The sequence below is a fragment of the Shewanella sp. UCD-FRSSP16_17 genome, assembly GCF_001675935.1.
Taxonomy (GTDB): Bacteria; Pseudomonadota; Gammaproteobacteria; order Enterobacterales; family Shewanellaceae; genus Shewanella; species Shewanella japonica.
The window spans coordinates 341,136-355,009 of the sequence record NZ_LZFV01000024.1 but is presented as its reverse complement, the minus strand read 5'-3'; the positions used below and the strand labels follow the sequence as shown (position 1 = coordinate 355,009).

Genomic DNA, 13,874 nt, shown 5'->3' with positions numbered 1-13,874 from the left:
CCAGCCTTTATTGCTCACTGCAATGAGGATTATAAAGCCTCATCCACATCATCACAGTGAGCAATGCGTTATCGCATCTTAATTAAAAACGATACTGGTAACCAATTTGAAATTGTTGTGGCTTGCTCGGTCTTGCGCCATAAGGTCTGCGACTGACAATTTCTTGTGTATCAAATACATTATCAGCTTTAACGTAGACTAAGCCATACTCATTAAAATTATAACTCGCTGACATATCTACCACAGTTAATGCTTCCGTTTTACTGCCTGATAGCACCACACCGTCACCCGATGCTTCAAGCATTTCACCAATGTAACGTACTATCATATTTACGTCCCATTGGTTACTTACTAAACCTAAGTTAACTGATATTTGGTTTTCAGGTAAATAAGGAAGCTCATCACCCGCTTCAATGTCGCCCCACATATCAAAACCCGATTCAAAACTCGTTTTAAACTCTGACTCTGTATAGGTGTATGACACTGATACAGGAAAATCTAAGTTATCAGTTAACGTAAAGTCATAACCCGAGGTTAGCTCAAGACCAATCACATCAACTTCGCCACCATTGAACTCAGTATCAACATCGCTGCCACAGCTTGAGAACTGACAACCTTCTTTAAGGTTACTAATGTCGTTGAAAAAGCCAATAAGCTCTAAGTTAAAGTTTCCATCATTATAGCGACCACCTAGCTCATAGTTGACGCTACTTTCCGTTTCAATAGAAGGGTCTTGCTTAGGGCTTGTTGGTAAGAAACCTTCATGTACTCCAAACAATAAACCGGCTTCATCAGATAAAGCGTAGAATAAACTTAAACTTGGCAGCCAGATGCTGGTTTCTTTTTTCAAATAATCTTGCTCGGCACCTGGTGCACGATTTTGATATTCAGCATCAATAAACTCTCCACGAACACCGGCAGTAATATCGAGTGCATTGATACTAATGGTGTCTTGTAGATATATCGAAATAGCATCTGTGCTTTCGCGATCGGTTGTAGACGCTTTAGTCGCCACACCATCTGAAACCAACTGCGCATTTTGCATAAAATAATCATCAGTGGTGTGATCGCGCTCAATTTGATCTTGATGGAAACGTGCACCAACTTCAAAATGATTGTTATAACCGAGTAAATCCATATTCCAATTTAAATCAGACTGGATACCTTGGGTAAAGTAGGTTCTATCATTGTTACCCAAGGTCATTTTCTCATATTCAGCGACACTGTCTTGTTGCCCTGTTAATATTTGATAAAAGCGTTGGTTCGTCTCATCTTTATCTGGGTCGGCTAAGATCTCTTGCAAGCTTCGATTAACTAGGCCACCTTTAAATCCATTGACCTTATACCATGCACGTTCAAAATCATTTCGATACACACGAGTGGTTAATTCAAAGTGATCATTCGTAACATAGTGGTTGAATTGAAATTGGGTGTGAGTCCAATCCATATTATCGAGTTGGCTAGCCACATAACGACGATTAGGGTTAGCCGCAAAATCGTCATCACTTAAGCCTAAGTAGGTTTCATCTGAGGTTTCATTTGCATAGGCAAGTTTTAATTCAAAGACTTGATTTACTGTTTCACCATCAAGGTCATAGCGCAGCTTTGCCATCAGGTCATTTTTTTCAAAGCCTGTCTCACCGCCACCATCAAGCTCTTTAAAACCATCAGCCTGCATGTGCACGCCTTCAATTAAAAAACCAAAATTATCAATGGTGTCACCATAGTAAGCATGAGCTTTTGCTAACCCATCACTCCCCACAGATACATCAACTAAGCCTTCAGAGCTTTGCGGTACAGCACGGGTTACCATGTTTAACGAACCCGCTACGGTATTAGGGCCATATTTAATGGCTGCGGGGCCTTTAAACACTTCAATAGAAGTCATCTTAGACGTCATTGGGAAGTAATATGCCGATGCAGCAGAGTACGGCGCAGGGCCAATAAGTACCCCATCTTCCATGATATTAATCTTTTTACTACGTTCAGGGGTTGCACCACGAAAACCGATGTTTGGTCGTAAACCATAACCGTCTTCTTCACGAATATTCACGCCAGGTACGCTGTATAACACGCGGTTAATATCATCAAACTTAAATTGTTCAAGTGCCAGCTCATCAATCAATGTCGCAGAGCCCGTCGTTTTATTTAAACTCTGATCACGACCGATGATTTGCATTTGCTCCATGTAGCTATCATTGCTTTTAGCTGTTTCATCATCTTCGGCAGCAATGGCACTGTAACTTAGCAAAGAAGATTGAATGGCTAACACTAACGCTAATTTTTTAGTCATCAATAAACGATTCATTAGTCATTGTCTCCTGCTGATGTTTGCGGTAATTCTAAAGCCAAGGTGTTAATAAAATCAGATTTCAACGTATCTGTAACTGCTTTGACATCTGCGTGAGTTTCAACGACTTGTTGTTCATTATCAGTTAACGTTGCCGCTAAGCTTTGCTCATAGGCTTGCGCATTGGCAATGGCCGCATCAATACTTTGGGTAATCAATGCTGCTGTTGTTGCATCATTTTCATCAACGAGGTAATCATCGAAGCCAATACCTTGATCGCCTTCATACAAGGCTTTTAAAGCAATTAAGTTACTGGCGATATTATCAATTGAGTGAGCAGCTAGAGGAGATTCAACATCTTCAGGACAAACACTGGTACCACAGGTATTAGCAAAATACCCTAGCGGAGTGGCAAGCTTGCCATCTTTAGTGACACTGTCGATATAAAACAATGCATCACTGAGTTTGTTAACCGCTTCATGTACGGTAGCAAAACTACTTCCAGCCTCTCCCGCTGATTTTAATGTTGCAGCATAACCATTTTCACCAGACCACTCGGTAACAAGTTGATTGGCATTGTTGTTAATATCTTTTGCAACTTCGGCGGCAAACTCACAACGAGCAAGACGACGTGACTCATCGGTACGATTATCCCATCCTTCTGGAGTCACACTACCTGTGCAGCTATGCTCAAGGCTTGGATTAAATAATAAATACTCTAATGCCACCATGCCTTTACGTGCTGGAGTACGTGTTGTGATGTCGTATGGAGTACCGTTGATATCGTTGTTCTCAAACGAAACAACATCTAAATCAACCCCACAGCGACTCATTACAGGCCAAGAATAGATCTTGTTTCTTAATGCGCCATCATCATTTAATAATGGGCCAATTTGCATCATTTCAACACGCTGCCATTGATTCATGGTCGTGCGCCAGCTTTGTGCTGCTGTTTCTGTTGCTGAAGTGAGTGCAGCATTGTCAATGCTACCTTGTTGTAAACCAGCTTCTGCTTGACATAATGCGGCGATATCATTGGCTTGAGTTAAACTTTTAGCTGCAAACTGCTGGAAGGTCGGCGTAATAACACCATCGACAATATTGCTAATTAATGCGGCTTGGTCAAAATCTGAAGAGGTATCTCCGTTATTACCGTAATCAGCGCCAGCTTCACTGCTGGTACTCTCGTTACAACCCACTAAAAAAGTGGCACTCATTGCGAGAAATAACATGGATAATGAATGCGGTTGTTTCATAAAATTCCCTTACTCTAAAAACGACAAAAGCTCGGTGTTTTTCAACACCAAGCTTTTTACTAATGTGAGGTCATATMACAATAGGATTTACCAGTTAGCAACGTTATCTGCATCAAGCTCATAGCTAGCTTGTAAAATATCACGCGCTTCGGTTAAGTCTTCGATATACCCATCAACATCACCCGTTAATTCTGGCTGTGTTGCGAATAATTCATGAACAGTTTCGAAGTCTTCATCACTGATGACTGCGTATTCACTGAACTGTAAACCTAATGCAAAACCTTTCATTTCTGAGTAATGCTTCGCTAGATTTTCGTAGTTGAAATCAGCACTGTCACCGCCAGTTGCTAGTGGTGCCAAATCAGCAGACACATCATTGATGTAATGAATAACTGTCGCAACGATTGCATTTTCCCACGCTTTCACGCCCGCCATTGCATAGGTTTCAAGCTCAGTCATTTGAGCCTCAGTTAAAGCACTGCCCACGTTATCATTGATGATTTTACGACCAGCAATAAATGCTTCCATTGCTTGCATGGTGTAATCCGTTGGCATTGCATTATCAGCAGTACCTAAATCACGCTTTGCTGCATTGACAGATTGGCCAAAGTTGTACTCTGAACGTAAATCAATTTTGCCGTCACTGTCGGTATCATGTGAGCCATTCCAGTCCGCACGACCTTCATCTTCTGTCACCTTACCGGCAATTTCTACATCGCTGTATTCAAGGTAGTTACGCGCTGCACCAAAATAGCCAAAACCTTCATCAAATTGATGCTCAAGGTTAGTGTAAGCAGCACCATCTTTAGCAGGGTTAATGTTGTCAGTCGTTAAGCCCTTACCTTCAGTATCAACACCAAAGTAATCATCTGCTGATTGAGAGTAAGTAATAGACATTAATAAGAATTTTTGAATTAATTGTGCTAAATCAACACCGTTTTCATCAATATATACTTTCGAGATGTCATTACCACGAACGTCTTGACGTACTTCACCGTTAATTTTAGCAACTGCATTATCAGCTAAACGATCAAATAACATATCGATAAGTGCTGAAGGTGTTGTAGAACCTTTCGCGCCCCAACCTGCAAATGCACCGTTATTCCAGTCTTCATGTTGACCAGTAGCATCATTACCAGCCACTTTATCAGTAAGGTTTTTGTATCCTGTTAGCTCAGAGATAAGCCCATCTTTTGAGTTATCAATAAAGGTAATCGCAATATCAGGGTACTGAGTATCTTCATCAGGGTTGTAGAAGTAATTCAACTTAGCCAGTACTTCATCTTTCGTTGTTAATTCGTTGCTGTCGATTTCAGCTTCTAATGTAGAAGAGATGTATTGATTTAATTCAGCAATTAAAATGTGACGAGCATTTTGGCCAGTATAGGTCACACTTGACTCGCCATCATTTAACTTACTGTCAAATACGTAGCGATCCATGATGTCATTAACCGTTACAGTCACGTCTTTGGTAAACGTTGCACCATCGCCATCCGTTGCTGTAATGGCTAAAGTAAATTCTGTTGATTCTGCAGCATCGGCATCTAACACAACACCGTCAGCTAATTTTAGTGTTGTGCCATCAATAACAAACTGGTCACTGGTCAATGAGAAAGTATGAGAATCACCAGCATCACTATCAGTTGCAGACAAAGCACCTACTGTCGCGCCAGCAGTGTTTTCATCAACAGTTGAATCAGAAAGAGAGATATCAGTTGGTGCAGAATTAGTGGGTTCTGTAGTACCAGAGCTATCAGAAGAGTCTGAACCACCACAAGCTGTAAGTAAGCCTAATGAAAGTGCGATAGTTGTCGCTAATACTGTTTTATTAAGTTGCATAAATTTCCCTTGATACAAAAACTGTAATTGTGAAACTAAAATGTTAATGACTTATCGATTGAATGATACATAAATGCAAATGATAATTCATCTTATTCGCAATATTTTTTTAATCATTGCTAATTTATGCTTGGCTAAACTTTATCCATACGCACCAAAAATTAAACTAAGCCTTTGAAAATAAACTATATAAATTCCACCCTATAAATTAAAACCAAACAAAAAGGGCTGCTCAAAGTGAGTAGCCCTTCTAGTAAAATCGATGTAGCACTATCTATATAGGCTATTTAATGTACTGAATTGTTATTAATTAATAATCTTTTGCCACCAAGAACGTTCATCACCGCAATTATCTACTGGGTTATAACTATCAACTCTCGCTGGTAGTGCTACCACATTATCGCAGTCAGCTTGCTTAGCGACACCTGTACTTCTATCAAAGTAACCTTGAGTAACGCCATTAACGGGCGTCATACGTAAGCCCAAAGGTGGACGCTGCTTTAAGAACGCTTGATAGACGGCCATGGCACCACTTGAGCCATATAATCCCGTTTTTGAATTATCATCCTGCCCCACCCAAATGGCAGCGACATTTCGCTCATCAAAGCCTGCAAACCAAGAATCTCGACTATCGTTACTGGTACCCGTTTTGCCCGCTAAATCCACATTAGGAAACGCTTGGCCTAATCGTTTTGCGGTACCATTTTTTACCACCTGATTCATCGCATATTGGACTAAAAAGTCAGTCGCGGGTTCTAGTCCTTGTGTTGCGCTTTCACGGCTCACTTTTAATGGCTGGTTATTCGTATCTAACACTGCAGTAATCGAACTTAATGGTCGATAACGACCGTTATTGGCAATGGTTTGATAAACTTGGGCAACCATATATGGAGAGCCATTAATAGCCCCTAATAGCATTGAAGGATAGCGAGGGATCGTCTCACTCCAGCCTGCACTGCTCATGGTTTTAGCTACGTTATCCACGCCAATTTCAATCCCGACGTTCACCGTCGGGACATTCATCGAGTTTTTAAAGGCTGTTAGTAATGGCACTTCGTCTCTGAACACTTTATCGACATTTTGTGGTGACCACGTCTTACCCTGACCGTTTTGTAAGGTAATCGGTTTATCTGCCACTGGAGATGCTAAGTTATATTTGTGACCTTGTTGTAATGCTGTGGCATACACAAAGGGTTTAACTAACGAGCCAATGGGCCTGCGGATTTCAACAGCACGATTAAAGCCATCAAAGCTAGGTACTCTGTCACCTACCATAGCGGCAATCCCATTCGTGTACTTATCTGTAACGACCATGCCCACTTGCACATTTTTCGCTCTTTCATCCAGCGTTTTCATGGTAGAAACTACGGCTTTTTCAGCTGCATCTTGTGCCATAGGATCTAACGTGGTGTAGACCTTCACACCTGACTGTTGTAATAAACTATCGCCATATCGACTGCGTAGTTCATTTTTAACCACGGCAAAAAAGGCTGGTAACTTTTGATGTACCGATTTATTAAAGTCACGCAAGCCTAGAGGTGATTCAACTGCGGCTTTGTATTGTTCAACATTTAACTTGTCGTCTTCCATCAGTAGACGAAGTACCAAGTCACGTCGATTTTGCGCACGCTCTGGTGAGCGCCATGGGTTGTAATATGAAGGCCCTTTAATTGCTGCGATCAAAAATGCTTGCTGTGAAACAGTGAGCTCTGCAATCGGGCGACCAAAATAAAACTGCGAAGCTAATCCCATACCATGTACGCCACGAGATTTGTCCTGCCCCATATAAACTTCATTTAAATAAGCTTCGAGGATTTCATCTTTGCTGTAGCGAAAATCAATAATGATCGCCATTAACGCTTCACGGATCTTACGTACAATCGAGCGCTCACTGGTTAAGAAGAAGTTTTTCGCCAATTGCTGGGTTAGCGTTGAGCCACCTTGAACGGTGCGCCCCGCGGTAATATTAACGATAGCAGCACGAGCTATGGCAAATGGGTTAACGCCATGATGTTCATAAAAACTGCGATCTTCTACTAGGATCAGTGCATCTACAATGGCTTGCGGCATCTCTTCTGTTGGCACAAATAATCTATCTTCACCACCTGAAGCTAAAATTCTATCTAACAATACAGGCTCTAAATGAAATACGGCCATTTGGCGTTTGTCTGACATACGCTGCACCGATGACACACCTTGGCTATCGAATGAAATCATCACTCGCTGAGCAACTTGATCGCCTTCGGGATGTAAAAACGGTCGACGCCATAATTCTATTTTGCTGCTTGATGCAGAAAACTCACCGACTTGCCTTGGGTTAGCGACTTTACGATATCCCAGTAATTTAAGCTCTGACAATAATTGCGGATGGCTAATGGCAGCGCCTGGATAAATCGCCATTGAGCGACTAAATACTTGGGCTGGTAAATGCCATTTCTGACCTTCAAATTTTCGGGCAATGATTTGATCGAGATAAATACCGTAAGAGCTAACGATAACTAAACCGATTAAACCCAGTTTCCACGTAAATGACCAAAGCGTTTTCCATTTCGAGCGACTATTTTTTTTGGGATTGACTCGTTTTACGCCAGATTTCTTGGACGATGATTTTTTAGCAGGTGCCTTTTTAGCTGGAGCCTTTTTAGACGAGTCTTTTTTTGCCGTTGGCTTTTTTATTCTGTCAGTCATAATTTGCGTAATTCTATTTCGTCCTTGGCTATTACTTTAAGCCTGGCGTTTTCTTTTTAGTAAATTTGGTTGCTGTCGTGTTGGCTGGGTCATCTGGCCATAAATGACGAGGGTATCGGCCTCGCATTTCTTTCTTTACTTCAACATAAGGCCCTTGCCAAAAACTGGCTAAATCTGCAGTCAACGCTATTGGACGCTGCGCAGGTGATAATAACTCCATGGTAACCACCAGCTTACCATGAAGCAGTAATGGACTTTGTGATAAACCTAATGCCTCTTGCAACCTTACCCGTAATAAAGCACGGCCACGAACCGAATGACTTTCTAGTACTTCATCTGACGCTTGATCGATATCTTCGCAGTCTTTATCACTCGCTTCGTCAATTTGATAATGAATGGGCGCTGATGTTCCAGTCGCCATTTTCCAATGAGTCGGCAGTAATTCATTTAAGGTTTGCTGCTGAGACCAAGTTAATAAGTTTTTAACTTGGCTCAATATATCCAGTTTTTGTAATTTAGCAATCGAATTAACATCGACTAAATACGGTGCTAACCATTCAGATAATGTCGCTAATAAATCAGCACTTTCTAACGATGGCCAGTCATACTCTGGTGCATATAACTGCGCAAGTTTTACTCGGCATTGTAACTGATAAAACCTCTCATCAAGGTTAAGAATACTTAACCCTTTAGATTGAATGTGGCTGATTAGCGCTTGGACAATTAAATCTGAATCAACGTTAGACTCAAGCGAGCGACTCACAATAAGTTCACCAATTTTCTGCTGCTTTTCAGCAAAAAACCGTCCTTTTGCTTCGTCCCATTCACAAACTTTATGTTCGGATATAAGCAAACCTAAGTCGTGTTTAAGGTGCTCGGGGTTTATCGCAGCAGCTAAATATACCCGCCCAGCATTGCGCCCTTGAGATTCTTGAAAGTCGGCCACAACAAGCCATTCATGGGTCGACATATTATCTTCAATATCAATCGTTACCCCAGTACCGTTACTAAGCCTAAATCCTTGCTTACCACGAGCTTGAGCAATTCTATCTGGGTATGCCAAAGCCAGTAATGTGCTGATATCACGACTTGCAGCATCACGAGCAAGTTGTTTAATGTCTGAGGAAACTGATAATGACGCTTGCCATTTGTTAACTTGTGCCGCCATCAAACCTTGCGTAGCTAGTGGTAGATACTGGCTAATATCGACGCCTTTTTTCGGTAGCCCGCGCGCTTCTAACACCGCAGCTAATAAACACGCCAGCGACACTAATTCCGATTGCTTTTGCGTCTTAGCCAATACAGTCGATTGCAATAGCATATGTGCTAACCGAGGATGGCAGCCTAACTCATAAGCCGCTTTGCCATGTGGCGAAATTTTATGATTAGCATCCACAAGCTCAAGTTGCGTTAATAACTGCCACGCTTTTTGTTGATGGATTGCGGGCGGCGCAGTAAGCAGTGGTAAGTTTTCAATATTGCTTTCCCCCCAATAAGCACATTCTAATGCCATGGTGGTTAATTCACTGACACTGATTTCAGGCGCTTCTGCTTTAGATAAACGGCTTTGTTCTTCTTGCGCCCATAAACGCACACAACAACCTGGAGCAAGTCGTCCAGCACGACCTGCACGTTGGATAGCAGAAGCTTGGCTAATGCGTTTAAGAGATAGTCGGCTCACGCCAGTACGAGGATTAAAGCTTGCTTCTCGCTTATAGCCACTATCGACAACAAGGGTTATTCCATCAATAGTTAAACTGGATTCGGCCACGTTGGTTGCCAGCACAATTTTACGTTTGCCTTTCGGCGCACCAGCAATTGCGTTATCTTGCTCAGCTGGCGTCAGATCACCGTAAAGAGGGCATAGAAGAAATACCTGTGTATCAACCTTTTGACTTAATAAACGCTGCAGTTTATTGATCTCCCCCTTACCGGGTAAAAAGGCGAGGATAGAGCCCATTTGATATTGCTGCGGCACATGTGATGAGTTGTTTTTTACAGATTCTGCAATCACATTTGCCATGTGTTCTAGCCATGGTTGTTGCCGAGTCACTGGTCGATAAACCTGTTCAACATCAAAGCTGCGCCCTTCACTAACCAATAGTGTCGCCTCAGGCATAAGCTGCTGAAGCGGCAAGCCAGCTAACGTCGCCGACATTGCGATAAGGGTTAAGTCATCCCTTAAGGAATCTTGTACTTCTAGAGTAAGTGCTAAACCAAGGTCAGTAGGTAAGTGGCGTTCATGAATTTCGTCGAATATGATCACATCAATTCCATTGAGCTCTGGATCTTGCTGGATCATACGAGTGAGTATACCTTCGGTGACTATTTCTAAGCGCGTATGACGACTAACCTTAGTGTCACCTCGAACACGATAACCAACGCTATCACCTACTTTCTCACCTAATGATTGAGCAATAAAATGTGCCACACTCCGAGCGGCGACTCGCCTTGGTTCAAGCATCAATATTTTGCCGTTAATACTTGGCCAACTGAGCATAGCCAAGGGCAATGCCGTTGACTTACCCGCTCCAGTAGGGGCTTCAAGAATAATTTGACGATGTGTTGATAGCGCTTGTTGCAGTGGCTCGAACAAGGCTTGAATAGGTAATTGGCTCAAAAAAATAACTTACACAAGAAAAAACTGAAGTCAGTTTACTCACAATCGCTTGTTGATGCTATCTCAACAAGGATTGTGTTATGTCTGCGCCATATGACAAAGAAAGGGTTGATATGATAAGTTTTCGCAGCTTCGCTGGGCCTATATTCAGTCGATCAGCCAAGGTTGTCTTAGCCCAGAATCTAGTTCCATTAATCGTGTCGGCTTACCAATCGCGTAACCTTGAGCATAATCTACACCTAATTCACGCAATAAAAGTCCGATGTTTTGATTTTCAACAAACTCGCCAATCACTTCAAAATCCATGTCTTTACCTAGCTGGCAAATAGCAGACACAATGGCTTTGTCACTGCGATCATCACATACATTCACAACAAATTGACCATCAATTTTGACGTAATCTACATCAAGGCACTTCAAATAAGCAAAGCTTGAGAAACCTGAACCAAAATCATCCAAGGCAAGTTTACAACCAAGCGGTTTTAACAAATCAATCAAGGCTGTGGCTTGTTCAAGTTGGCTAACTGCGGCGGTTTCAGTGATTTCAAAACATAACTTATCAACTAATTCAGGTTCAACCATTAAGCGCATTTCAAGCCAGCTCATGAATTTACTATCTGATAAAGACACTGCAGATAAATTCAGTGAAACCATCTTAAGGTCGTCCCAGGTCTCCATATGCCTTGAGCCCCACTTCAACAAGTTGTCGATAACCCAACGATCGATACGAGATGCGAGGTTATAACGCTCAGCTGCAGGTAAAAATACTCCAGGAGAAACATAGCGGCCATCTTCTTGAACCATCCGCAGTAAAATTTCCATATGAATGCCAGTATCTTTAGAAGACAGCGGCTCTATCAATTGGAAAAATAACTCAAACTGGTTAAGCGCTAATGCCGAGATAATATCCACAGACGCTAGCATTTGATTATAAAGCTGGTGCATTTGCGGATCATTTTTACTGTAAAAGTGCCAGCGATTTCGGCCATCTTCTTTCGCAATCCGACAAGCGGCATCCGCTTGACTCATGACGCTATAAATATCTTCTGAGCGGGAGTTAAGCTCGGACATGCCCATACTCATACTGACGTTATGAGTGATCTCCCCCCATGTGAATTCATGCTCTGAGAGTTGCTGACAAATCCGGCTCGCCACTTGCTCTGCTGAGGCTTTATCGGAGTGATACATTAAAATACCAAACTCATCGCCGCCTAAACGGGCCACAATATCCCCAGTACGAAGCAGAAGACTCAAGCGCTTGGATACCTGACAAAGCAATTCATCACCCGCTTGATGTCCACTGACATCGTTAATGACTTGGAATTGGTCCAGATCTAAAAACGCAACACAAGCAGGTAACCTATCTTTCTCATTTATGGTTTCTTCGAGCATCGCCTCAAACTGCACCCGATTAGGTAAGCCTGTTAGCGGGTCATAATTTGATTGAAATGACAGTTCATCTGCTAAACGATATCGCTCAGAAATATCTTCAACCATCATGAGTAGTCGATGCTCAATATCAAGAGCACGACAAAAACTCATTTTATACCAGTGCTTAACACCTGAAACGATCAAGGGCAGTTCACACCAAGATTGGTGTAGTGCGCCTTCTCTAACGATGTGTAAACAATCCTCAAGCAATAAATGATCATCTGAATTAATCACAGAAAATAGACTTTTGCCTATGGTAAAAGGCAGGCTTTGACTGGCAACATGATTTTGATTACTGACATTATTGTCAGTACCAATCAGCGCACACGCTACAGGTAATTGTTGGAATAACTCAAGGTATTGTATTTCTTTGTTTTGCAGTAATTCTGATACTCGAGTGAGCTCTGCATGTGAGCAAAGCTTTAGCGCAAATTCATTAGTGAGATAAAACTGGCAATCATCTCCACCAGTAGCGTTTACCGACCAATTAGCTTGGTGTTGATAAGGGGTGAGACATAGCCGAGTATGACCGATTTGCGCCACATGATTAATCAATAGTCTTATCGGTTTAGCTAAAGAGTGACAAAATTGATTGAGTCCATCCACTAACGGCGCTGAAAAATGTAAATCATCATGTTCAGCTTGGTCACAATGAGGAAATAACCCACTATGGTTATTCAATAAGAGTTGCTCACACAAGTCAGGATAAGAAGCGAGTGATAAACCGAGTAACTCTGCTGTTTGCGCATCAGAGTCATACACTTTTAAAGCATTGGCTTGCACAACACAGTCACTGGTGATGTGTTCTGATATTTGAGACAGTACGATCACTACGCCGTCACAGCCTAGTTTCTGCGTTAATAGCTCAACTTCTGCTGTGACTTTCTCTGATGATAAAAAGCGACTTAATTCAGATGACTGTTCACTGACCCATACCGATTTAAATTCGCTATCAACCATTATGCGACTCATTAATATTTGGCAATGTAGCTCTCATTATTGCTAAGATTTATCCAACCTCATGTTCGATAAATTCAATGGATTTTGTGCTGCTTGCATTAATCTTAGATTAAAAACGACAACTTTTTACATTAAATTAATTGTATTTAGTAACTAAATTACCCCATTAGCGACCCGCAAGCGATACAATTTGATTCAAGATATTTATAAGGATGGACTAATGTCTAAAAGTGTTAACAAACGCACTTTTGTCGGTTTTTCGGTTGGTGATTCAATCGCCAATGAGTTAAAGGCACAGCAAACCTTCATAAAGCCGTTAGTCGCTCAGAAAGCTAAAACCGTAGCAAAAGAGAACTTTCATATCACTGCCGCTTTTTTAGGAAATACAAGCTTGGCTGATAGGGTTGCACTTGGGCGCTTAATTGAAGCAGAAACCTTTCATGCTTTTACCGTATCAATGCCCCATATTGCTCATTGGCCACAAGCTAAGCTAATTTGTGCAGAGGGGATGGCTGTTGATAAGCTATCTTACATAGCCAACCAATTACAGAATATGGCAAAAGAATTAGGCCTTATGCAAAGTCAACACGACTACCGACCCCATGTAAGCTTATTTAGACATTGCACCTTACCAAGTGAGCAAACAAGTTTTCCATTCTTATTAAAGGCACCGATTACCGTCACAGCAACACAACTGACGTTATTTGAATCCCTCAATTTGCCTGGTGGGGTTAAGTATCTACCTATTCAGCACTGGCCTCTTACGCCATAAGTTCAACTGCTGTTCCAG

General features: G+C 41.8%; 7 protein-coding genes. 1 reads left to right on the top strand and 6 read right to left on the bottom strand.

The window, feature by feature from the left end:
• Positions 1-82: 82 nt before the first annotated feature.
• The 6 genes from A9267_RS13055 to A9267_RS13030 form a co-directional block, all read right to left on the bottom strand.
• On the bottom strand, positions 83-2,308 hold the full coding sequence (locus A9267_RS13055) for a TonB-dependent receptor family protein (protein ID WP_231919113.1): 2,226 nt from the start codon (positions 2,306-2,308) through the stop codon (positions 83-85).
• Entirely contained in the window at positions 2,308-3,546 is a 1,239-nt protein-coding gene (locus A9267_RS13050; RefSeq protein ID WP_065109463.1) for an imelysin family protein, read from the bottom strand. The genes A9267_RS13055 and A9267_RS13050 overlap by 1 nt, the downstream gene beginning before the upstream one ends.
• Positions 3,547-3,633: 87 nt before the next feature.
• A complete protein-coding gene (locus A9267_RS13045) occupies positions 3,634-5,385 on the bottom strand; it encodes a DUF4856 domain-containing protein (RefSeq protein WP_197495534.1) in 1,752 nt (583 codons plus the stop codon).
• 306 nt (positions 5,386-5,691) lie between these two features.
• Positions 5,692-8,073, bottom strand: a complete 2,382-nt coding sequence (gene mrcB / locus A9267_RS13040; protein ID WP_065109461.1) for a penicillin-binding protein 1B — start codon at positions 8,071-8,073, stop codon at positions 5,692-5,694.
• Between the two features lie 31 nt (positions 8,074-8,104).
• On the bottom strand, positions 8,105-10,693 hold the full coding sequence (gene hrpB, locus A9267_RS13035; protein ID WP_065109460.1) for an ATP-dependent helicase HrpB: 2,589 nt from the start codon (positions 10,691-10,693) through the stop codon (positions 8,105-8,107).
• A gap of 147 nt (positions 10,694-10,840) precedes the next feature.
• Complete coding sequence (locus A9267_RS13030; protein ID WP_082972362.1) at positions 10,841-13,084, bottom strand: putative bifunctional diguanylate cyclase/phosphodiesterase; 2,244 nt, start codon at positions 13,082-13,084, stop codon at positions 10,841-10,843.
• Positions 13,085-13,304: 220 nt separating this feature from the next.
• Here A9267_RS13030 and thpR point away from each other — a divergent pair, with 220 nt between their 5' ends.
• Positions 13,305-13,856 carry an RNA 2',3'-cyclic phosphodiesterase gene (gene thpR / locus A9267_RS13025; RefSeq protein ID WP_065109459.1) on the top strand — a complete coding sequence of 184 codons (552 nt, stop codon included), beginning with the start codon at positions 13,305-13,307 and terminating at the stop codon, positions 13,854-13,856.
• The last annotated feature ends 18 nt before the right edge of the window (positions 13,857-13,874 follow it).